We start from the raw sequence: 24,231 nt of genomic DNA, 5'->3' as shown, positions 1-24,231 counted from the left end.
GCTTTTCTTATTTTATTCATGTATATATCCCCCTAAAAATGTTCATATGTTCATGATATTACAGTATGTGTTATTTTTCAATATATTGGGACCTTTTCATCTTGCAGGAACAGAGGGTCAGACCCTATGGCATTTTTTGCCATGGGGTCTGACCCCTTTAATTTTAACTTAAGTCCTTCAACCTTGGCCATAACTTATCCTTATCAGAGAAGATTATATTGTCTATTCCGTCTAGTGGCCATTTTATTCCTATATCCGGATCATTCCATATGAGTCCGCCCTCATCTTCCGGATGGTAGAAATCAGTACATTTGTAGCAGAATTCAGCTTCATCTGAAAGTACTACAAATCCATGTGCAAATCCTTTTGGCAGATAAAACTGCTTCTTGTTTTCTTCAGACAGCACAACTCCTACCCATTTTCCGTAAGTTTCCGATCCATCTCTAAGATCCACACCTACATCAAATACCTTACCTTTTGTAACTCGTACAAGTTTTCCCTGAGAATGTTTTTTTTGAAAGTGAAGTCCTCTTAAAACTCCCTTTGTGGATTTGGATTGATTGTCCTGGACAAATTCCATATCCAATCCTGCCTCTTTAAAGTCATTATAATTATAGGTTTCCATGAAATAACCTCTGTTGTCTCCAAAAACCTTTGTTTCAACTATGTATACGCCTTTAATTTCCGTATTTACAAATTTAAAATTACCCATTTTAAACACACCCCTTTTTTTGAAAGTTCAAAGTTCAGAGTTCAAAGTTCAGAGTTCAGAGTTCAAATATCAAATTTGGTTGATTTTCGTCTTCAACGAAAATCCTCATTTTTTGTTCTTTATTCTTTGAACTTTATACTTTATCTCCGTTCTCTGTTCCTTGAACTTTATACTTTATCTTTGCTTGTCTATAAATAATTTGAGAGCAGTTCCCCAGTTTCTCATTTCATCGCCTATAGTGCATCTGAGCATCATATTGTCCAGTGAGGAATATTCAGGTCTCTTTGCAGCTCTTTTAAGTGACTCGGAAGTCATTGGAGATACTGTACATTCTATCTTTGAATATTCAACAATTTTTGAAGCAAAATCATACCAGCTGCATTCTCCCTTTCCTGTGCAGTGATATATTCCATATTCATGTGTAAGTGACAGTTTTAATATATGGTATGCAAGGTCCTCTGCATTTGTAGGATTTCCCCTCTGGTCATTTACTACATCAAGATGCCCTTTTTCCTTTGCTGCCTTCATTATTGTGTATACAAAATTTTTGCCGTATCTTCCATACAGCCAGGACGTCCTGACTATAAAATATCTGCTGCAGTTTTCCCTTACATACTGTTCTCCAAGAAGTTTTGTCTTTCCATATACACTAACTGGATGTGGAAGATCATATTCTTTGAAAGGTACATTACCCTCACCTTTAAACACATAGTCTGTGGATATGTGTACAAGTTTTGCTCCTATTTTCTCACATGCCATTGCAAGGTTTCTTGGGCCAATGGAATTTACCTTAAAAGCACTTTCATAATCGCTTTCACATTTGTCTACATTGGTATAAGCTCCACAATTTATGACTATGTCAGGCCTGTATTTATTTATAAAGTTAATTACATCGCTTAATCGAGTTATGTCAAGGTCATCTCTGGCAACATATATCATTTGAGAATTGGAATACAATTTATCCACAGGTCCGAGTTCTGAACTTTTGTTTTCCAAAATAGAACGAATTTCCATGGCAAGCTGACCTTTTGCACCTGTAACCAACACTTTCACATATATCACCTCTAAAATTTATATTTTTTCCTGTCTATCAGGCTCAGGATATATTGTCCATAGTCCACCTTTTTCAAAGGCTCAGCCAATTTTAAAAGCTGCTTGTCATCAATATATCCCTTTCTGTAGGCAATTTCTTCAAGACATGCTATGTAGAGTCCCTGTCTTGTCTGTACAGCTTCTACAAAATTGGCCGCATTTAAAAGTCCTGATGGAGTTCCCGTATCAAGCCATGCCATACCTCTTCCAAAGAGTTCTACTTTCAGCTTTCCTCTTTTAAGATATTCATTATTTATATCTGTTATTTCAAGTTCTCCTCTTGCAGAGGGCTGTATGTTCTTTGCTATATTTACTACATCATTGTCATAAAAATAGAGTCCCGGAACTGCATAATCGGATTTTGGATGTTCAGGTTTTTCCTCTATGGATATTACGTTGAAGTCATTATCAAATTCCACTACTCCAAAAGAGGTTGGATTACTTACATGATAGCCAAAAATAGTGGAACAGTCATGTCTCTTTGAAGCATTTTCAAGTCTTTCTGTAAAACCATATCCATGAAATACATTATCTCCAAGGACAAGTGCCACATCGTCCTGTCCTATAAATTCCTCTCCTACAATAAATGCTTCTGCAAGTCCTTTGGGTTCATACTGTATTTTATACTGAAAATTAAGTCCATACTGACTTCCATCTCCAAATAGTTCTTTAAATGTCTCTATATCCCTTGGTGTTGATATGATAAGTATGTCCTTTATATCTGCAAGCATAAGAACTGACAGAGGATAATATATCATTGGCTTGTCATATACAGGTATGATCTGTTTTGATATGGCCTTTGTCATTGGATAGAGTCTTGTACCGGAACCTCCTGCAAGTATTATACCTTTTCTCATGTTATAACCACCTTTTCAATTCACTATTTACAGTTCACAATTACAATTATGAGTACATTTTTTTGTAATAGTTTTTATAGTCTCCCGAGGTTACGTTTTTCATCCATTCCTTGTTTTCAAGATACCATTTGATTGTCTCTATTATTCCATCTTCAAATTTGGTTTCAGGGTACCATCCAAGTTCTTCTTTTATCTTTTCAGGATCGATTCCGTATCTTCTGTCATGTCCTTTTCTGTCCTCTACATATTTTATAAGATTTTCTTCTACTGAAGAATCTACATTGTCATGTATATATGAAATTACAGTTTTTACAATATGTATATTGGTTCTCTCGTTATGTCCTCCAATATTATAGACCTGTCCGACTTTTCCACCATTTAAGACCATGTCTATTGCCTTGCAGTGGTCTTCTACATAGAGCCAATCCCTTATATTCATTCCATCTCCATATACGGGAAGTTCTCTCCTGTTTAAGCAGTTGTTTATAACAAGTGGTATCAATTTTTCCGGGAATTGATAAGGACCATAGTTATTGGAACACCTTGTTATGTTAACAGGCATTTTATATGTATCAAAATATGCTTTTACCATTAAATCCGCAGATGCCTTGCTTGAAGAGTATGGACTGTGGGAATCAAGAGGAGTTGTTTCTGTAAAATAGCCTTCACTTCCAAGTGAACCGTAAACTTCATCTGTAGAAACTTGAAGATATTTTTTACCTGCTTTAAAACTATCTCCTTCTGTCCAGGCATTCTTTGCTGTATTTAAAAGAGTTACAGTTCCAAGTACATTTGTCTGGACAAATATTTCAGGATTTTTTATACTCCTGTCCACATGTGATTCTGCAGCAAAATTAACTACATAATCTATATCATATTCTTGAAACAGTTCTTCCAGTTTACTTTTATCGCATATGTCCCCCTGTATAAAAGTATAGTTTGGATTATCCGCTATTGATTTAAGGTTTTCCAGGTTTCCTGCATAGGTAAGTTTATCATAGTTTATGATTTTTATACCATTGTATTTGTTTATCATATAGTGAACAAAGTTTGATCCTATGAATCCAGCTCCTCCTGTTACGAAATAAGTCTTCATTTGTATCCCCTTTCAATAAAATGTTTTTATTTAAAATAATAATTATTCTAAAATTATTTTTAAATACTGTAAATTTAGTTTGAATTTTAACTAAATTACTAATAAGAAAATAAATTAGTGAATTTTTTTTCACACACTTTCAATAATCATATGTAAGAATCCACATATAAAACAATACATACCGACTACTTAATCAATTTACTACAAAATAATATCACATATTCTATCAACATCATCTACAGGTAAATCAGCGTAAAGAGGAAGTGTAAGTACCCTATTTGCTATGTATTCTGCAACTGGTGTTTTTTTAACATCAAATCTACCTTTATAACATTCATAACTGTTTGTAAGTGGATAGAAATATTTACGAGCAAATATATTATTTTCTTTTAACTTTTCAAATATTTCATCACGATTTAGCTTATACCCATCAAATACCACTGGGAAGTAAGCATAATTTTTTCTTACTCCTATTTGTGGCTTACATAATTTAATTCCATAAACATTACTTAATCTCTCGACATACTTTTCTACTATAACTTTTCGCTTTTCTATCTCTTTATCCACATGACGAAGATTACAAATACCCATTGCAGCCTGAAATTCATTCATTTTAGCATTTCCACCTATATATTCAACAGACTCTGGTCCCGTAATACCAAAGTTTTTTATATCATTTAATATTTTTCTTAGGCTAGAATTTTTAAAAATTACTGCACCGCCTTCAATAGTATTAAATACTTTTGTAGCATGAAAACTAAACATAGAAATATCACCAAAATTAGCAATTCCTAAACCATTAACTTTTACTCCAAAAGCATGAGCAGCATCATAAATGACTTTTAAGTTATATTTTCTTGCTATTTTTTCAATTACATTGACATTGCATACATTTCCATAAACATGAACTGGAATAATCGCTGAAGTTTTTTCTGTTATAAGATCTTCTAACTTATCAGCATCTATGGTATAATCATTAGGATTAATGTCACAAAACACAGGTTCTAAACCATTTCTTACTATAGCATGAGTTGTTGAAGCAAAGGTAAATGGTGTTGTTATAACTTCTCCAGTAAGATTAAGTGCTGATATTGCACATTCTAGTGCAAGATGTCCATTTGTGAAAAGTGTAATATTAGATATATCTAAATAATCAGATAGTCTTGACTGTAATTCTTTATGTTTTACACCCATATTAGTTAACCAGTGACTATCCCACATTCCTTTTATTTCCTCTATGTACTCTTCAAAGGATGGCATCGAAGAACGAGTTACTTGAATTGGTTTATTCATTTTGTACACTCCTTTTTAAACTCTATTTCTAACTCTAACAGCTTTTTACTTCTATTTTTTATTTTTTTAAATGGAATTCCAACATTTATACTCCAAGGTTCAGAATTTTTATTAATAAGACTCATTGCACCAAATGAACTTCCTTCATCAATTATATTTCCCGGTAAAATTATACAACCAGAGCCAATTATTGAATGACGTTTAATTATTACTTTCTTACTGAAGATGTTTTTATACTTATCAGGAATCATTGGATTTGTCATAGTTACTCCTGAATAATCATCTGTTGCTGCATAAATGCACACTCGTGAAGAAATACCTACAAAATCATCTAAAATAATTCCTTTTTCTCCACCATATAAGGCACTATAAGCAGCTATATGAATATAGTTACCAAGTGTTATACTACCACTTAAAATACAAAAATCGTCAATTCGTACATGATTTCCAATTGAAATATTTTGAGATCCATAAATACTAGATTTTTTACTAATCAGCACATTTTTACCTAATGATTTAAAACCAATTTTATTTAATTCATCCTCTGAATAAAAACTATTCATAATCTACCTCCTCATCTTACAAAATTCTTTAACTGTAATAATCAAATACCCAAAACATTCTAATTTAAGTAATTTAGCACCACCTATATATACAATAATTCCTACAATAATTTGAAATATTAGTGTGAACCAAATACTTAAATTTAAAAATGAAATACAATAAACTATTGCTCCCATAATTATTGATAATGCCATAGATGGAATCATATCTTTAACTTGTTCTACAAAACTATAATTTAATAATTTTTTATTTGGCCATGAGTTAATAATCATACTTAATATTGAAACTATAACACTGCCAGTAACTAAAGCATATATTCCAAATGGAATACTAACTATTAATATTAATATTCCTAAAATTTTTTTAATAATTTCCAGTTTTAAAAAAATATCACTTCTTCCCATTGCATTAATAGCTTGTAAATTAGATGTATGTATCGGATAAAATGCAAATGCTATACAAGATAATTGCATAAATGGTACAGATGGTAGCCATTTTTCAGTAAGAAGCATAATAGTAAGTGGTTTAGCACAAACGGCTAGTCCAATCATGACTGGGAAAATTAAGAAAGTACTTGTTACTATTGATCTACGTGTTAATTTTTTTAATTTATATCTATCATTTTGTTCTGCTGACAATGCAGGAAACAAAACACTTTGTATAGATCCATCTATATTAATAACTAATATATTAGGAATATTTTGACCACGATTGTAATATCCTAAAGCTTTTTGATCATATAATCTTCCAATTGTTAAAGAATAAATATTAGTATATATAGTATCTATAAGACTAGATATCAATAACCTAGATCCAAAATGAAACATACTTTTTAATCTTTTATAAGAAAATAATAATTTTGGTTTCCAATCAACTACTATCCACAATATTATTGTCATTATAAAATTATTCGATAATGTAGATAATACCAATGCCCAAACACCATATCCATGATATGCCATTAAAACACCCACAACTCCTTGAGCAATAATCCCCCCCAGGCTTGTCATAAATATTTTTTTAAAATTCATATCACGCTGAACATGTGCAATTTGCACAGCATTAAAAGCTCCAAAGAATAATGTTATTGACTGAACTCTTAATACTAGATATAATATTGGAATAGAGTAAAACTTAGCAATAAGAGGCGCTGTTATAAAAAGAATTACATATAGTATACTAGCAATTATTAAATTGAAATAAAATACAGATGAATAATCAACATCATCAACTATTGACTTTTGGATTAAAGATTGTCCGAATCCACTTTCTACAAATATATTTGCTATTGCAATAAAAACTGTAATTAAAGCTATTATTCCATAATCATTTGGCGATAATAATCTAGCTAAAATTATTTGTATTATAAATTGTATTCCCTGAGTCCCTCCTTTTTCCATGAATTTCCAAAAAAGTCCCCTAATTACATTTCTCTTTAAGTCATTTTCCATTGGTTTCTCCTCTGATTAATACATATAATTTATTTTTATCTATAAATACTTTTATAATCATTTGACTATTCTCATATACATTTTCCAATATATAAAAAAATATTAATAATATGAAGTGAATTTATTATACAACAATTTATATTTTACTTTTCTTTTAATATTAGAAAACTTTATATATACATTAGGCATATAGAATCTTGCATAAATTTTAATTTTTTGCTTGAGTGTTAGTGAATCATAAATAATCTTATATTCTGGACTTTTTAAAGCTTTTATCTCTTTATTAATAATTAGTATTTCTATCTTATCTTCAACTATCTTTTTGTGTATAGCATTAGAATATTTATGATTAGAATACTCATTAAATTCATTCAACATATTTGCTATTTGCTTTTTTAATGTTATAAGCTTTTCTATCTTATTTTCTTTTGAGTTCATTCTACTTGTCCATGACCCTTCAACACCAATCCTATATACTGACATAGACTGATTAATATAATAAGCATAATTTTTAGCTGAAGTTAAAATTTGTAAAGGATAATCTTTTACTGGTGCATTTATATAAAAATTAGGAATATCATTCATTATAGATTTTCGATATAAAATTGAATTAGTGGCCATAAATCCACCATCACCTAAAATAATATCTTCTGTTGTTGAAATACAATTCTCATTATATGGCTTTATTTGATCTATCTTTCCTTTTCCAACTTTAATTAAATCTGAAGCATGAAAACACATACCGCAGTTTGGGTTATTTTCCATATAATCCACCTGTTTTTGTAATTTATATGGATCTGTCCAATAATCATCCCCTTCACATAACGCAATATATTTTCCTTTTGCCCTTCTTGAATTTAATGACAATACTTCTACATCTTTCGAATACTGATTTTCTGTTTGAATAATTGATTTAATTATATTAGGATATTTATTTGAGTAATTTCTTATAATATCTGATGTACCATCAATAGATGCATCATCATGAATAAGTATCTCATACTTAAAGTTTGTTTTTTGCATTAAAAAACTATCTATTGCTTCTGCAATATAATTTTGATGATTATATGTAATACAATTTATACTAACTAAGATTTCATTCACTTTTTCACATCCTTATTCTTTTTCAAAGAAGTTAAAATATCATTAAATTGCTTTGCTGAATTATACCAACTTAAATTTTCTAGTATTTTACATGCGTGCCTTGTCATACTTTCTAATTCATAATTATTATTCAAATAATATATAAGTTTATTATATAATTCTTTACAATCAAAACTAGTTAATATTGCAGATTCTTCATCAAAAAAATAAGTAAACGTTCCTTCTTTAAATTCTATAACAGGTAAGTTTGTTGCTATCATTTCATATGGTACTAAAGATATATTAGTTAAGGATGCTACCATACCAAAATCACATTTTTTATATAAATTAAATAACTGCTCTGTATTTAATTTACCTAAATTAGTTCCATTTAAAAATTTATCATTTTTATTTGCTCCAAAATAGTATATATTCAGTTTAATTCCGTCATCACTTAAATTACTTTCTAACTTTTTCAACATTATTTGTATTATAAAAGGAGCTCTCTTCTCATCAAATTTAACATAAACTGCTAAATTAATTTCTTTTTTATTTTTGTATTGTAAGAAATCTCTTTCTACTGATTTATACTCTGATTTTTCATAAGGAAATTCTATAAAGTCCATTTTACTTATTGGATTACAGTACTTTTCGATCATAAATTTATTCCATCTTCCTAAACTTACCATATGCAAACCCAATTCATAAGTTTTTTGTGCTAATAAAAATTTTTCTCCATAAGTATAAAAATATGGCTCATAATCTTGAACAAAATACATTTTATATCCATTTAAATTTTTAATATAATAAACAGATTCCCATAATGTAGCAATGATTATATCTGCTTTTAAATTATTTAAATGTGATTTATCTAAGATAGTTCCTTTATAATTATTTAGATTTGAATATGCATTATTTCTCATCTCATTTAAATCTTGATCTATATAACTTATATAATATATTTCATAACCAAAACCACTCAAATATGTTCCTAATCTTAGTATAGATGTATGTCCTCCACTGCTTTTAAACATTCCCGGAATAATAAAATATATCTTTTCTATTTTATTAGGTATAATCTGATCTATTTTATTAAATTCAATATATTTATAAAAATTTAAATAATATTTATATTGAGTTTTCAGTTTGTAATTTTTATATAATTTTTTTATATGATTTTTTAGCAAATAACTCCACCTAACTTTACAATTTAATATCTACTTTTATAGTTTATAATCAAGATATAAAAAATTCAAATCTTTTATAACAATTTTTTATAATCTTTAAAGCCACCGATTGAAGCTTTCAATTTACCCATCTTATCTTGTTCAAATATTAATATTTTACATGTACCTAGAATTAAACGTATATATGAAATTATAAAATCAACTTGTCCATAATACTTATATTTAAAATATAGTCTATTTCTAACCATATAATATCTTCTAAAAGCATTATGATTAGTACATATAAATAATCCATATTTATGTATGTGACCTACTTCATGTATTAACTTTACATTATTAACTCTAATAATTTTATAACCATTAATAAGCATCCTTTTATTAAACTCTATATCAACAAAATCTATAAAAAGTTTTTCATTAAAAGTTCCAATTAGCTTACAAACTTGAATATTTACTAAGCAGCCTGACGTTATAACATCTTGACAATTATTGACAACTGTATAACTACTTAATGGTTTATTACTGTTAGATAAATTTATATCTTTAATTACTGGAGAAATAATTCCAATATTATTCATTGAAATATATCTTGAATACTCAATAATAATATTTTTAGGGGTTATTGAATCTTGATCTAATAATAATACCCACTTAAAATTGTTTTCATATCCCCATTTAACAATTTGGTTTAGAGCATATGCTATGCCCATATTAGAATTATTTTTTATTAAAATAATTCTATTATTTTGTTTAAATACTGAAGTTATTTCATCAATATTTGCCGAATTATTATCAACACATATAATATAATCTACCTGATTAATAATTGATTTAATATTATCTTTTAATCTATTCATATCAGGGTTATATAAAACAATTCCTGTATAAAACATATAAACCTCCTGTAAGCCTCATAATTTTAAGTAACAAAAATAATTTATATTACTATAAAAATTTTTAAATTTATTTAAGAATATTAAAAAATAAATTATTGTCAAAAAACGGATAAAAGACAGTATTAATAGTATTTGTAATTAATAACCATAATACCATATTAGAAAGGCTAAATACCAAACTTAAAATAACTTGTATTAAATCCGTTTTAGTTCCAAATATTATAAATCTTTTTTTGTATTTTATTAAACCATATGACATTGCTATGTAATTTAATAGAAAAATTCCATGTTGAATTCTATATAAATCTGCTGAATATGCTAAAAGTGGAATAAGAATTAGCATTACAATATTGGCTTTAATTGTAAAATCTATAGCTTTACTTTGTATTATATAATTGCCTTTTGTAATTTTTGTTAGTTGTTTATTTAATCTATCTTTTCTTTTATAGCGAATATATATTAAAGTAATCATTGCTAAAGTAAAATAAATAAAAATTTCTATTCTATATACTAATAAACTTTTTCCAGTATATGCATGTGAAGCAACAATTATAGTTTCACTAATTTTAGTATTAATATGTAGTATAGATGATATTTTATAAATTATATTAGTATGTATAGTTAATATTATAATTAATATTGAAATAATAGTAAAATAAATTGTTTTCCTTAAGTTTAAAATTTTTGGCAATATTAGTAGTATATACATAATAGCCGATACATGTATTAAGAAAGCAATTATTACACATATTATATATTTATATATATTTTTGTTATTAGAAGATAACAAAAATCTGAATCCAAAGATAATTACTGTTGTAGCAATAAATTGCCTAACTTGTGTTACATCCATTATAAACGGATAAATACTATATAATGCTATAACATAGCAGAAATTATCGGTTAACTTTAAAATAGTAATACTAATTATACATAGACATATGGCAGAAATAATAATCAAATATTGTTGATAACTAAGTCCCAATTTATTACTTATGTTCATCAATTCTTTAAACAAAGGCTCCAAATTATGAAAGGTATCATAATTATAATATCTACTGATATATATATTCGTATCCGCATTTCCACTACTCCATCCATATAGTATCCATAAAAAAGCTAAAGATGTATATAATAAATATTTTTTATTTTTTGCATAGAGATTAATAATAATCATTGAAAAAAATGCAATGTATAACATTATTGACCACCTTTAAATCACAATAATTTATTTACCGCATATAATTTTTTATTTTTAATACATATAATTCCATAACTAAAGCAACTCCAAATAAACTTGATATCATGATAATTTAACGCTTCTCTAAATCCCCATCCAATAACTTTTATAATACCAAGAAATAGCCTTATTTTACTTTTACTGCAAAAAATCAAAAAATCAGGAATCATAATTTTATATCTATTCCAACATTGTTGGGATGATTTTTGCTTACTTTTTAAAGAAAAATTGTGATGAATAACAACATTTAACTTCAAAAAATTTCGTCCATAACTTCTTTGATCTTCAAAAAAGTTATGATCAACTTGATCTAAAAAAATATGTTCATTATATCTATAATTTTTATAAACCTTCAGTCTAACTGCCGTGCAACTATTAATAGCATTAAATTTTTTCATATTTAAAACATCCTTAGCTTTTCTTAGTTGCTTATTTTTAAAAAATCTAGCTTCATTAGGTGAATATATTTTTCCATCCTGTCCATAGATTACAGGAGCAAAAATATCTACACTTTTATTTAGTCGAACTTTTTTTTCTAATTCATCAAAATATTCCTGAGTTATATTGGTATCATCATCAAACCAAATTACAATGCCACTATTATCGTCTATTATATCTAAAACCCTATTATATGCTTTAGATAATCCTAAATTTCCACCCATACTTACATAAACCCAGTCATTATCAAAACAATGTTTATTATTATCTGTTGGTATTATACTATTATCAGCTATAATAACCTTAATATTATGATTTATAATCTTTTTTAAATTATTACATGTTAAAGAGTCATTAATCGTTTGATTATACAAAACAACAACTGCATAAAAAATATTATCCATAATTATACCTCCAAAAATACATCTTCATACCTATTTATAATATGGCTCCAAGTATAATAACTCTTTATTCTATTCTTAGCCTTAAATCCAATATCTTTTATATCTTGTTTACTCATAGTATCTACTCTATCTATAAGATTAGACAAATTTCTATATTTTTTATTAAAATATATAGCTCCCTCTTCGCCGACCTCTCGATTAAAACCTATATCCAATAAAAGATTTAAATCTGTACATCCTAACGACTCTAGTAAAGATGGATTAGTTCCTCCTACTTCATGACCGTGAAGATATCCATATGCATTTTCTCTAACCTTTTTTAATAATTCTTGATTATAAACTGTTCCAACAAACTTTATTCTTTTATCTTTATCAAAATTCGTCTTTTCTTTTAGTTCTTCATAGAATTTATTTTTCTCTACATTTGTTATTAGTACAAGATTTTTATCCGTATTTGATTTCATAAATTCTGTTATCATAGTTTCATAATTGTTTTCAGGAACAAATCTACCAACTACCAAATAATATTTCTTCTTTTTAATACCCTTTTCTTTATACCACCGAATTAGATTTACGTCATCATCAGATAGCTTTGACTTTTGGGTATCAGCTCCATAAGCTATAAATGTTGTTTTAGGATTATATTTTTTATAATCTTCTCTTATATATTTTTCTATATTTTTTGAATCACATATCAATAAATCGGCATGTTTAACCATATACTTTTCTGAAATCTTCCAATATTGTCTTATAGCTTTATTCCATTTAGCTCTTTTCCATTCATGACCATCTGGATTAACAATTAATGTTCCACCTAATTTTTTTAATTTAGATTTATAATGTCCTATAAATGGACCTATTCTACATGCTAAAACATATATAATTGGATTTTTAATATTATTATTCCTTATGTATTCTATACTTCTTTTTAATGCTCCTATATCATAATAAACTGCCTTTGCTGGACCAATACTAGGTACTTTAACATTAAAACATCTAGCAGTATTATGTTCAAATTCTCTATAGTTATCTGATAAACAAGAAACATGGTACTTTATATTTTTATTTTTCTGTCCTTGTGTTAATTTTTCAACAAATGTTTCAAATCCTCCATACTTTGCTGGAATTCCCTTTGAACCAATTATAAAAACATCTACCAATACTGTCACTCCAAACGAATTTTGCTTATATCTTTTAGTTAGTACTATTAATGATTATACATATTGTTTAATTATATTTACTATTCGTTCTCTGCACTTTGAACTTTGCTATCTATTCTCTGTACCTGTTCTTTGTTATTTAAACTTTGAACTTTGATTTACCTCGCTCCATCATCTTCAAAAAATGCCCCAAATGTCTTGAATATGAGCTTTATATCAAGCAGTGTACTTCTTTCTTTTATGTACTTGATATCCAATCTCATCCATTCCTCAAAACCTATCTCATTTCTCCCCATTACCTGCCAGTAACACGTCAGACCAGGTTTTACAAGCAATTTATGTTTCTGATATTCATTAAATTTCACTACTTCTCTTGGCAGGTTTGGCCTGGGTCCAACTAATGACATATCACCCTTGATTACATTAAAAAGCTGTGGAAGCTCGTCGAGGCTTGTCTTTCTTATGAGCTTTCCAATCCTGGTAATTCTAGGATCTTCCTTCATCTTAAACATTGGGCCTGACATTTCATTCCTGTCAGTAAGCTTGTCTAAAATATCCTCTGCATTTACCACCATGGACCTAAACTTGTACATTTTAAATAGTTTTCCATTTAGTCCGACCCTTTGCTGAGAAAAGACAGCAGACCCTTTAGAATCCAATTTTATAGCTACAGCTACTGCAATCATAACTGGAGAAAGAAGTGTAATTCCTAAAATCGAACAGGATATGTCTATACTTCTCTTTATGAAATGATAGAAAATACTTTTTTTGTACTTCCCCAATCCATAGGCACCTATACCCAAAGTTCCATCTTCAAGTTCAATGTTTTTTGGCTGAATATATTGTTCATCGTTTTTTAATTCTCTATCCTGTGTTTCAGTCAAAATAGTTCCCCCCATATTCCAACTTCTTTTTTCCATTATACTCCCAAATATGAACCGAAACAACATAATATTTACAAATTATTAATAAGCTCTCAGTTAAAATTATGTAAATTATTCAACTAAAATCCATGACTACATATTTCTCGCTATTTTTTCTTTTTCTTCTTCTGTTTATTCCCATCTTCGTCATAATAGGAATAGTAGTATCCATAATATCCCTTTCCCTTTGCTTCTACTTTGTTCAAAACCGTTCCAAGTATGTTTGCATTTACCTTCTCCAAAAGTTTCTTTGCCTTTAGGGCTGCATCCCTATCTGCCTGCGAGGAGGCTACTACAAGAATGCATCCATCCACATATGTGGATACAATCTGTGCATCTGTTACTGCAATTACAGGAGGGGTATCTACTATTATGTATCTGTATTTTTCTTTAAGTTCTTCAATAAAAGTTTTCATCCTTCTGGAAGCTAAAAGTCCTGATGGGTTTGGAGGTTTGGTTCCCGAAGTCAAAAGATCAAGATTGTCTATGCCTGTACTTACAACGGCATCCTTAAATTCAGCTTTCCCTGCAAGTACATCTGAAAGCCCCTTCTTATTGGAAACAAGGAATTTCTTGTGCAGTGTTGGCTTTCTCTGGTCACAATCTATTATTATAGTCTCGGCTCCACTTTCAGCCATGACTGCTGCAAGATTTGAAGATGTGGTAGACTTTCCCTCTCCAGGGCCTGAACTCGTAATCATTATAGTCTGTACTTCATTGTCTACAGAGGAGAATTGAATATTGGTCCGCAGAGTCCTGTAGGCTTCTGACACAGGAGATTTGGGATCTTGTATAGTAATAAGTTCTGATTTTTCCATATATTTATTCACTCCATTATCTATTCATTGGTTATTTTTTTCTCTTGAAAAAACTAAAAAATCCCTTTTTTATTTTGATTCTTTCCTGGCAGAGATTTATATTCTCATTTTCAAGCAGTTTTTCACTGTTTTGTTCCAGTATTTCAGCCATCTCTTCATCTATATTTTTTATAATTTCAAATGCCTCACTTAGTCCTGGTCTTCTTCTGGTACTTGAATGAGCATCTGAGCCTATAAAATTGCACATTCCATTTTTTACAAGAGTATGTGCTGTTTTCTTAACATCACTTCCAAATTTTCCACATATGCTTCCTGCATTCAGCTGTAGAAGGCATCCCTCATCTACAAATAAATTTATCTTCTCTGGATTTTCAATTATATATTTGTATCTTTCAGGATGTGCCATAATGGGCTTTATTCCCCTTATTTTAAGTTCATATACTATGTCCATTGCATTTTCAGGCATTTTTATCATAGGAAGTTCTACAAGCATGTAGTTTGTTTTGTCCATTGGTGCTATATGACCGCATTCATACTCATCTACAGTATGTTCATCCAAAAATACTTCCTGTGCTGGAAATAGTTTTACATTGATTCCACTTTCATCTGCAAATTCATTTACACTATGTACAAGTTTTTCCACATCCTCACGATAGTTTTCATAATGCCCCCTATAGAAGTGAGGTGTGGCTATTACACTATGTATACCATCCTCTTCAATCATCCTAAGCATCTGCCTCGTCTCATCCATGGACTTTGAACCATCATCTATACCAGGAAGCAGGTGAATATGCATATCGATCAAATTGTATTACCCCCTTTTATCTACTTACCGCTTTTGGGTATTACACCGATAACAGGCAATCCAAGATATCTGTCTATGTCATCTTCTGTTTTTATAGTATTGTCCTGATATTCAAGTAAAAATGATATTCCTACAGAAACTATGAGCCCAAGGAAAAATGCAATTGCAACATTCAGTGTCTTTTTAGGCTTTACAGGTTTGTTTGGAATCTGAGCTCTATCCATGATCTGAATGTCGCCGCCTGTTGGAAATACTTTTTTGCTTTCATTTATAAAAGATGAAGCCATTGTATCTACTACTTTTGCAGCCTCATTTGGATCCTTGCTGTCAGCCTTTATTGTAAGTATCTGTGTACCCTGTTCCGGTGTAACTGAAACCATCTTTTGAAAATCATCCAATGTAATGTTCTCATTCAACTTGTTTAAAGTTGCTCTGGCAACAGAATCAGACTGTGCAATCTGTGCGTAGGTCTTTACAAGGTTCTGATACATCATTACATCATTGTTGTCTGTCTTGATGTTGTTCGTAGGTTTTCCAACTATTATACTGGAACTTGCTTCATAAGTAGGTTTTATGAGAAATACACTTAAAAGTCCCGATATTACTGCACAAGCCAGCGTTATCAACACTATAAGCTTCAATCTCTTTTTTATTATGTAGAAAAAGTCCTGTAAATCTAAAGTCATCTCTTCGTCTTCCACTATTTCGTCCCCCTTTTGTTTGTTTTATATATTAATGGATAAACTCTATTTGTTTAGTTTATCCATTATTTTACTCATATTTTCAGACCCCACCATGGAACTTACGGAAGATCTTACTCTCTGCTGCTCTTGTGGAGAAAGTTTGTTGTACTTTTCCTGTATGGAGCCTAATGAACTTTTGTCTTTACTGATTATGGCACTGGATATTTCAGATATAACTTCGTCTGCTCCTCCTGTGCTGTTTTCAGATGTCTTATTTCCTTTTTGAGTACTGCTTTGAGTACTGCTTTGAGTACTGCCTGATTGTATGCTGCCTGCAGATGTACTGTTTGATGATCCTGTTCCTGTTGAAGATGCTCCGCTTGATATATTACTTGATATACTGCTTCCATCCATGAATTTTTCTATGAATTTATTGACAGTACCGGCATTTTCAGATTGTTTTATAACATTGTTGAACCAGTTGAGTCTCTCCTGAATGGTCATGGATGTAGTATCCGTATGAATGTTCAGCTGTCCGCCTTTTATATCAATGGACTTTATCTTTATAGGGAGAAGTTCCGATGATACATTTATTTTGTTGTCCTGAATCCTTACACTGTCACCTAATCTTCCGCTTAATTCATTAATGACATATGACTTTGGAATACTTATCTTGCCAATCTTGAAATACAGTGGATCATATATTATATTGTCGCTGTTATAGGATACTTTTCCCTCTGTAGTCAAAAGGAATTTAAAATTCTTGTATGATGCAGGAATATAAAATTTCAGGGTACTGTCCTTGATTTCTGCATTTACACCTCTTACGACAGCATCACCTGATGTCATATTTTCCTTTATAAAAGGTGCTATGGATTCATTTAATTCCTCTGTATTAAAGGATACTGTAGTACCTGCTTTTTGTGCTTCTATTATTTTATCGAATATATTATTAGAAAATTTATACTGTTTGGCACTATATGATGAATTTGAGAAAACAAGTGCTAAAAAGCAAGCAACTGCAACTATAATTACTATAATTATGGAAATTACAGCTTTTTTTATACTTCTTTTAGTTCTATTCATGATTCAGCTCCTATTTGTAAATTTTAAATATAATTAATTATAACATAACAGATTTATAAATAAATACCTGGTGCAATTTGGCACCAGGTATTTATTTACTTAGTATTAATTGGAAAATATTTTTCAGCTATTTGGTTTAACTGGCTTAAATACTGCAGTAGAGTCTTATCTGCATTTATTTTGTTTTGCAAGTGAGTTCTTTCTATATCAGAAAGTTTTTGTAAAATTTCCTGTGTTTTTTCCATATTTGACTGAAAATTTGAAAGTGCTTCATCTGCATTGTTCAGTTTATTTGAAACGGCATTATTAAAATTGTCTATTATCTGTTTAACTGCATCTTTCTCGTTTGAATCACTTGTAGAATCCGCTATGGCCTGAAGCCTGCTGTTTGCAGATTTTACTATTACAGTAAGTTCCATATGTTCAAGCAGATAATCTGAAACAGATGCCTGTCCTCCTACTGCTACAATATTGGCTGAAGCATCAACATTGTCTTCCATAAATTTCTGTGTACTGTCTTTTACATCATCTTGTGTAAGGACAACTGGTGAATTGTTTTTGGCTGCAAGTGCTGAAGCTGAAAGGGCATCTGCAAATTCATTTCCTGCAGGACCGCCTCCTTTTGCAATATACACATTGTTCATATCAATTGAGGATTTAAAATAATCAAGTACGTTTACGTTGGTTTCATATCTGTCATTCCCAGATATTCTTATAGGATTGGATAGGCTGCCAAGTGTGCTTTCAGGTATTACTGCGGTACCACCTACAACGTATGTGTTCACAATGCTTGATTTGTTGTCCTGAATATAATCTTTTACAGTGTCAGGAATGCCGGTATCACTTGTTAGTAGTATCTCCATTCCCTGTTTGGCAGCAATTGGTGCTATGGAAAGTGCATCTGCATAGCCTTCTCCTGAAGTTACAACTATTTTATTGGGTGTTCCAAGTTCTTTGGCTACTTTTACAGAAGTTTCATACCTGTCTGCTCCTCCAAGACGCTGTACGGAAAGTCCCATGGATTTCAGCTCATTTTCCACATTCATTGATATTGAGCCTGTTCCTCCGATTTCTATTACATGTGTTGCTTTAAGTCTTGTAATCTCACTTTTTACATTCTGATCCAGGTTGTTGCTTGGTGTTAAAAGTATAGGTGCGTTGTGTTTACTTGCAACTGGTGCTGCACAGAGTGCATCTGCATATCCCTGGCCTGATGCAAGAACTACATATTCAGAAGTTGTCCATCCATCTTGCGATATTTTTGTTGAGGTTTCATATCTATCCTGTCCTCCAAGCCTTACAGTTGCTGCAGAGACAGTTTTTGTGGATGCAAAGTTCACTGTGGATGCACAAACGGCACTCAGAATAAAACTTGCAATTATTTTTCTCTTGTTCATATTTGTTCCCTCCCATTGTTATAATTATAATACATATGGCTGTATAGAAAAAGGGTATAAAAAAAACAACTGCCTGTGTTTTATGGCAGTTGTTAAAGTTCTATAAACTTTGCAATTTTGAATTCTAGATCAAACCAAATTGATTTCCAAGTTCGAGTATCTCTGAAATACTTAAAACAGATTGTATAGCGTTTTTCAAACCAGTTTTATCATTTTCTGAAAGTGATTCATACTTGTTTTTTACTGATGCAACTTCTGAATCATTTTTATAATCATAATTTGCATCTGAAGAATGTTTCTCCACAATATTTACCATACTGTCAACTACAGCCTGCTGTGAGCTGTTCAATCCCTTTATATCCTTAATTGAATTTACAGCTGAAATCAATTGTGAATTACTGCTGGAAGATGAACCTCCACCGCCGCCACTTGTAGGTGGATTTTGAGTCTCATCTGTTCCATTTATAACATTTTGGATAGTAGTTACAAGAGAGTCTGAAACAGATGCCTGACCTCCGATTGAGACAATATTAGTGTCTTTGGTAAAGTTTGATTTTATAAATTCCTGTGTGCTGCTATTTAAAGCATTGTTTGTAAGTACAACTGGTGATGAGGTTTGGGATGCAAGTGCTGAAGCAGAAAGTGCATCGGCAAATTCATTTCCATTTGGACCGTCTCCTCTTGCTATATATACGTTTTGCAATTTAAGGTCTGCTTTGAAATATTCCATTACGGATACATTTGTCTCATATCTGTTCTGTCCAAATATTCTCATAGGATTTGGCACTGAAGACAATGTACTCTCAGGTATAACTCCGCTTCCTCCTACTACATAAACCTTTGTTGAGTTTGATTTATGTGAATCTATATATGATTTTACGGAGTTTGTTACAGAATTTTTAGGTGTTAAAAGTATTGGGTATCCTTTACTTGCAGCTATTGGTGCTATGGAAAGTGCATCTGCATATCCAAGTCCTGAAGTTAGAACCATGTCTGATACATCTCCCAGCTCTCTTGCTACATTTACAGAGGTTTCATACCTGTCTGTTCCTCCCAGACGGGTTACTTTCAATGACATTTGATTCTCAAGCTGATTTTCTATATTTGATGAAATAGAAGCTGTTCCTCCTATTTCTATTACATTCTTGGCTTTGAGTCTTGTTATCTCGGATTTTATTGTACTGTTTAATGTCTTGCTTGAAGTAAGTAGTATTGGTGCATTGTACTTCTTTGCAATTGGTGCTGCACAGAGTGCATCTGCATAGCCTTCGCCGCTGGCAAGTACTACGTAATCGGAACCATTTTTCCAGCCATTTTGTGATATTTGGGCTGATGTTTCGTATCTATCTGCTCCTCCAAGTCTTGAACTTGCTGCAAATGTAGTTGCAGGTAAGGCTACGATAGTTGATGCTACTAGTGCAGTGGTCAAGAACAGGGATGAAATAATTTTCTTTTTGTTCATTGTTTACTCTCCTTTGCTAAATGTGAATTAGTTGTAAACGGTGTGCGGTAGTAGTACTGTGTGTGTCCGTCCATTGAGTTTACAGGACATGTTAAATGTCTGTTGTGGAAATACATATCTTGAATTAATAGAACCCAGGGGGTTGGCCTGAGTTCTAGTTAGGTTTTTGGTTTTATTGAATTATAACTTTAGCATATTTACCTAAACTATTATATAAGTAATATTCTCCAGTTAACTTAGTTGAAGAGCTAACATCTTCTAAAATATTCTCAATATTTTCTTTCATTGTCCAATCAGTATTATACACGATTATATGATCTTGTTGAACTTTATATACATTTCCAAGTGAAGTTGAAAGAGCTGGTGCATTTTCATTTGCTTTATCACCAATAGATTTAACTATTGCATCACTCAATTTTGACGTAAATTCAGTATAATCATTGTACTGAATTTTTTTATTTACTATATCCTCTGATAATTGAGCAGTATCAATATTTCCGTTATCATCTACATAAGCAGCATACTTGGAAGCCTTAAAAGTATCATTATTTTTCTTCTGATCTGCTAAAATTTCTTTAACTGGTTTAACATTCTTATCAGTACCAGATCCAATTATAAGATTAAGTCTTTCATCTGCAGCATCAATTACACTATTCAATTTGCTTTCTATATTAGGCTGATCACTTGAATCTACATCATCAAATAGCTCTTTTGCAGTACTTGTAGTTGCTGTAGTTGGTTTAGTAGTCAATTCCAATTCTCCATTATTATTAAAATTTGCATCTGTAAAATATTTTCCCAAATTAGAATTACTAGTTATCTTATTATTCAAGTCAGTCACTTTACCGTTAATCTCATCTAGTGCTTTACCATCTAGACCTGCTAGATAGTTATCACTTGCAGAAGGTGTTGGAGCATAATTAGCAGGTGTGCTGTTTCCACCACCGCCACCACCAGGTGTAGGTGCAGAATTAGTTATAGCATCTTTAAGAGTGGATACCATTGAATCTGTTATGTTTCCTGTTCCACCGAGTATTGTAAGTGTACTGCTTGTAGTAAGCTTGTCCTTAAGTATTCCTGTAGTATAAGAGCTTATAGGGCTCGATGTTATTACCAATGCATTTTTGTTTTTGGATGCTAGAGCTCCGCCTGTAAGTGAGTCTGCAAATTCATTTCCTATAGGTCCTTTTCCAAGGGCTACATAGGCGTTGTTGAAATTAAAGTCGGATTTGAATCCATCTATTACTTTTGCATTTGTTTCAAATCTGTCTATTCCACCAAATCTTTCTGGATTTTTAAGTGTGTTGTAAAGTGAAGCACTTACGGAACCTGTTCCACCTATTACATAAGTTTTAGTTAAGTTGGTGTTGCCTTTTATGTAATCGGATGTAGTTGAAGGTAGTTGATCAGGTTGTGTCAATACTACTGGAATTCCTTCTATTGATGCTGCTGGTCCTGCTGAAAGTGCATCTGCGAAGTCTCTTCCACTTGCAAGAACTATCTTGCTTGTATTGCCAAGTGCAGCTGCTATTTTTACAGATGTTTCATATCTGTCTGCTCCACCATATCTTGTAACATCGGCGTTAAGCTGAGTTTTTATAGTGTTTTCAATAGCTGTTGGAACTACACCTGTTCCTCCTACGATTATTACGTGCTTAGCATTAAGTCTCTTTAATTCAGCTAATGTGCTTGAATTTAAAGAAGTACTTTCAGTTAAAAGTATAGGAGCATTTTTGGATTTTGCAATTGGATTTGCACATAGTGCATCTGCAAATCCCTGTCCGTTTGCAAGAACTACATAGTCGGAACCGCTTTTCCAACCATTTTGTGAGATTTTTACAGCTGTTTCATATCTGTCGCTTCCCCCAAGTCTTGTTGTAGTATTGGTATCTGCTGCTTTTACCCCAGTAGTTGAAATAACCGAACCTGAAATAACTAAAGATGCCAGGCTGCAGACTGATAATACTTTCATGTTCTTTTTCTTCATAAAATCTTCCCTCCATATTCCTCATATAAAAATTTTTACAATCACAAATCTATATTTAATTATCGTGATAATAAGCTATAACTTAACTTAGTATAAAGCCAATTATTTATAAATTCTACATAAATTTTAAATTTCCTGCTAAAAAGTTAATATTTTTTTAATTTTTTTGCAACTACCATCCTAGAAGTTTCCGTTCCAATTCTTTAAAATCATACTTTCTCTCGTTTGTAAGATTCCATCCACTCATGTTTTTCTTAAAGCCATTTTCTGCAGTCCTTATTCCGTCCTTTATCCAATTATTCATTATTTTTTCTATATAGTTCATATTTTTTGCATTGTACTGTACAGCTTTTTCAATTGCCATAATAACTATATCACACCCCATTGTGCTGCACCAACTGTTAAGTCTGTTGATTTCCTCCTGTTTGGGAAAATGAATTTTGTTTTCAAAGCATTTAATTGCCTTTTCTAGCTGTTTATTACTTATTGTTTTTTGTTTATTATTTATTAATTCTTGTTTATTACTTATTACTTTATTACTTGCAGGGGGCTTTGAAGGGGCTTCAGATTTGGGCGACGTTTTTACAGCTGTTATTTCCATGTCTTTGAAAATGGATTCCATATCAAGATCATATTTTTGGCACTGGTTGTAGAAGTCCAGGAGGAATTCCCTGTTCTTTACAGATTTTAGTTCCTTGTTTACACATTTTATGGCATTTGTATTGTTTGGCTGATTGTACTTCAGCCAGTTCAGAATTATTATCTCCTTTGTATCTTCACAGTATTTTATCTTGCCCCACTTCTGGAATCTTGAAAGAAGTTTGTCTACATTTTCCCTACTGCAGCCTGTGTGTAGTTCTATTATTCTCTTTGGAAGTTCATATATTCCACACTGTGTACTCTTGTAGTTTGTCATAAGGTATAGATAAAAGCATTTTTCCTGCGTGTCTAAATCCAAAATGAAACTATCATCCCAAAAATAAGTCTGGAGCTGTCTGTATTTTGCCATTATATTTCCCCCTGTTCTTCCATAAATTTTCTCAATTTCTCTACTGCTTTTTTCTTTCTATAGGAAACTGTCCTGTAAGGTGTTTTCCTGAATTCACTGTACTTTTTCATAGATTTTTCCGCTGCATAACACCAGTATATAATATCCTTTTCCCTGTCAGACAACCTGGCTATTGCCTTTTTGAGTGATGATTTTGTTTCAAGTGATTCAAAATATTCCTCTATGTTTTCATCTGAAAAAATTGTATTCATAAGTTCATCGCCCTGGTTGTTTATACTGTTCAAACTAGCACTGTAGGGCTTGCTTAAATTATTTCTCATTATACAGTAGAAATTGTTTCTTATTGCATTTACAGCATAGCCGGTAAATGTATTCCTGGCAGCATCATAGCTGTCTACCGCCATTATTATTGCCTTGTACCCCTCCTGAATCAGGTCTTCCATTTCATATCCCCTTATATATATCTTCCTTGCAGAATTTATTATAAATCCCTTAAAACCATTACATAGATTTTCAACAGCATTCTTGTCCCCATTTTTAGCACTTCCAACCATGCTTTCTATATCCCCTTTGGTAAACATAATATCA

Annotated in this window: 23 protein-coding genes; all 23 read right to left on the bottom strand. The window is 31.0% G+C overall.

Annotated features, from left to right (window positions below; all coding sequences use genetic code 11):
- Positions 1 to 163 precede the first annotated feature (163 nt).
- The 23 genes from rfbC to J418_RS0105975 all read right to left on the bottom strand — a co-directional run bounded on the left by rfbC (position 164) and on the right by J418_RS0105975 (position 24,224).
- The gene (gene rfbC / locus J418_RS0106085; RefSeq protein WP_017895099.1) at positions 164 to 712 is read right to left on the bottom strand and encodes a dTDP-4-dehydrorhamnose 3,5-epimerase; all 549 of its coding nucleotides are present in this window, start codon (positions 710 to 712) and stop codon (positions 164 to 166) included.
- A gap of 174 nt (positions 713 to 886) precedes the next feature.
- Positions 887 to 1,765: a dTDP-4-dehydrorhamnose reductase gene (gene rfbD / locus J418_RS0106080; RefSeq protein ID WP_017895098.1), complete on the bottom strand. Its 879-nt coding sequence runs from the start codon at positions 1,763 to 1,765 to the stop codon at positions 887 to 889.
- Positions 1,766 to 1,776: 11 nt separating this feature from the next.
- Complete coding sequence (rfbA, locus tag J418_RS0106075; protein WP_017895097.1) at positions 1,777 to 2,661, bottom strand: glucose-1-phosphate thymidylyltransferase RfbA; 885 nt, start codon at positions 2,659 to 2,661, stop codon at positions 1,777 to 1,779.
- Positions 2,662 to 2,707: 46 nt separating this feature from the next.
- Positions 2,708 to 3,757 (bottom strand): dTDP-glucose 4,6-dehydratase, encoded by a 1,050-nt coding sequence (rfbB, locus tag J418_RS0106070; protein WP_017895096.1) that lies wholly within the window; start codon positions 3,755 to 3,757, stop codon positions 2,708 to 2,710.
- Between the two features lie 201 nt (positions 3,758 to 3,958).
- A complete protein-coding gene (locus J418_RS0106065; protein ID WP_017895095.1) occupies positions 3,959 to 5,050 on the bottom strand; it encodes a DegT/DnrJ/EryC1/StrS family aminotransferase in 1,092 nt (363 codons plus the stop codon).
- Complete coding sequence (locus tag J418_RS0106060; RefSeq protein ID WP_017895094.1) at positions 5,047 to 5,613, bottom strand: acyltransferase; 567 nt, start codon at positions 5,611 to 5,613, stop codon at positions 5,047 to 5,049. The genes J418_RS0106065 and J418_RS0106060 overlap by 4 nt, the downstream gene beginning before the upstream one ends.
- A 3-nt stretch (positions 5,614 to 5,616) precedes the next feature.
- Positions 5,617 to 7,065, bottom strand: a complete 1,449-nt coding sequence (locus J418_RS0106055) for a lipopolysaccharide biosynthesis protein (protein WP_017895093.1) — start codon at positions 7,063 to 7,065, stop codon at positions 5,617 to 5,619.
- Between the two features lie 102 nt (positions 7,066 to 7,167).
- Positions 7,168 to 8,169: a glycosyltransferase family 2 protein gene (locus tag J418_RS0106050; RefSeq protein ID WP_017895092.1), complete on the bottom strand. Its 1,002-nt coding sequence runs from the start codon at positions 8,167 to 8,169 to the stop codon at positions 7,168 to 7,170.
- Positions 8,166 to 9,335, bottom strand: coding sequence for a glycosyltransferase family protein (locus tag J418_RS0106045; protein WP_017895091.1), 1,170 nt, complete (start codon positions 9,333 to 9,335; stop codon positions 8,166 to 8,168). Before J418_RS0106045 ends, J418_RS0106050 begins: the two co-directional genes overlap by 4 nt.
- Positions 9,336 to 9,409: 74 nt before the next feature.
- Positions 9,410 to 10,228 (bottom strand): glycosyltransferase family 2 protein, encoded by an 819-nt coding sequence (locus J418_RS15490; RefSeq protein ID WP_017895090.1) that lies wholly within the window; start codon positions 10,226 to 10,228, stop codon positions 9,410 to 9,412.
- Positions 10,229 to 10,298: 70 nt separating this feature from the next.
- A complete protein-coding gene (locus J418_RS17055) occupies positions 10,299 to 11,408 on the bottom strand; it encodes an EpsG family protein (protein ID WP_236901720.1) in 1,110 nt (369 codons plus the stop codon).
- A 41-nt stretch (positions 11,409 to 11,449) separates the two neighbouring features.
- Positions 11,450 to 12,313 (bottom strand): glycosyltransferase, encoded by an 864-nt coding sequence (locus J418_RS15485; protein ID WP_017895088.1) that lies wholly within the window; start codon positions 12,311 to 12,313, stop codon positions 11,450 to 11,452.
- 2 nt (positions 12,314 to 12,315) lie between these two features.
- Positions 12,316 to 13,473, bottom strand: coding sequence for a beta 1-4 rhamnosyltransferase Cps2T (gene cps2T / locus J418_RS0106025; RefSeq protein ID WP_017895087.1), 1,158 nt, complete (start codon positions 13,471 to 13,473; stop codon positions 12,316 to 12,318).
- A gap of 158 nt (positions 13,474 to 13,631) precedes the next feature.
- Positions 13,632 to 14,393 carry a sugar transferase gene (locus tag J418_RS0106020; protein ID WP_017895086.1) on the bottom strand — a complete coding sequence of 254 codons (762 nt, stop codon included), beginning with the start codon at positions 14,391 to 14,393 and terminating at the stop codon, positions 13,632 to 13,634.
- A gap of 110 nt (positions 14,394 to 14,503) precedes the next feature.
- Positions 14,504 to 15,214: a CpsD/CapB family tyrosine-protein kinase gene (locus tag J418_RS0106015; protein WP_017752299.1), complete on the bottom strand. Its 711-nt coding sequence runs from the start codon at positions 15,212 to 15,214 to the stop codon at positions 14,504 to 14,506.
- A 31-nt stretch (positions 15,215 to 15,245) separates the two neighbouring features.
- On the bottom strand, positions 15,246 to 16,010 hold the full coding sequence (locus J418_RS0106010) for a tyrosine-protein phosphatase (RefSeq protein ID WP_235807029.1): 765 nt from the start codon (positions 16,008 to 16,010) through the stop codon (positions 15,246 to 15,248).
- Positions 16,011 to 16,039: 29 nt separating this feature from the next.
- Entirely contained in the window at positions 16,040 to 16,720 is a 681-nt protein-coding gene (locus J418_RS0106005) for a YveK family protein (RefSeq protein ID WP_017895084.1), read from the bottom strand.
- Positions 16,721 to 16,765: 45 nt separating this feature from the next.
- The gene (locus J418_RS0106000; RefSeq protein WP_017895083.1) at positions 16,766 to 17,788 is read right to left on the bottom strand and encodes a hypothetical protein; all 1,023 of its coding nucleotides are present in this window, start codon (positions 17,786 to 17,788) and stop codon (positions 16,766 to 16,768) included.
- Positions 17,789 to 17,883: 95 nt separating this feature from the next.
- Positions 17,884 to 19,185 (bottom strand): cell wall-binding repeat-containing protein, encoded by a 1,302-nt coding sequence (locus tag J418_RS15480; protein ID WP_017895082.1) that lies wholly within the window; start codon positions 19,183 to 19,185, stop codon positions 17,884 to 17,886.
- Positions 19,186 to 19,309: 124 nt separating this feature from the next.
- Positions 19,310 to 20,647, bottom strand: coding sequence for a cell wall-binding repeat-containing protein (locus J418_RS0105990; protein ID WP_017895081.1), 1,338 nt, complete (start codon positions 20,645 to 20,647; stop codon positions 19,310 to 19,312).
- 172 nt (positions 20,648 to 20,819) lie between these two features.
- Entirely contained in the window at positions 20,820 to 22,634 is a 1,815-nt protein-coding gene (locus J418_RS15875) for a cell wall-binding repeat-containing protein (RefSeq protein ID WP_017895080.1), read from the bottom strand.
- A 172-nt stretch (positions 22,635 to 22,806) separates the two neighbouring features.
- A complete protein-coding gene (locus tag J418_RS0105980; RefSeq protein ID WP_017895079.1) occupies positions 22,807 to 23,643 on the bottom strand; it encodes a DnaD domain-containing protein in 837 nt (278 codons plus the stop codon).
- Positions 23,643 to 24,224, bottom strand: a complete 582-nt coding sequence (locus J418_RS0105975; protein WP_017895078.1) for a sigma-70 family RNA polymerase sigma factor — start codon at positions 24,222 to 24,224, stop codon at positions 23,643 to 23,645. The genes J418_RS0105980 and J418_RS0105975 overlap by 1 nt, the downstream gene beginning before the upstream one ends.
- Positions 24,225 to 24,231 lie beyond the last annotated feature (7 nt).

Source organism: Clostridium tyrobutyricum DSM 2637 = ATCC 25755 = JCM 11008 (genome assembly GCF_000359585.1).
GTDB classification, from domain to species: Bacteria; Bacillota; Clostridia; order Clostridiales; family Clostridiaceae; genus Clostridium_B; species Clostridium_B tyrobutyricum.
The sequence above is the reverse complement of the archived record's forward strand: the minus strand, read 5'-3'. Positions and strand labels throughout refer to the sequence as shown.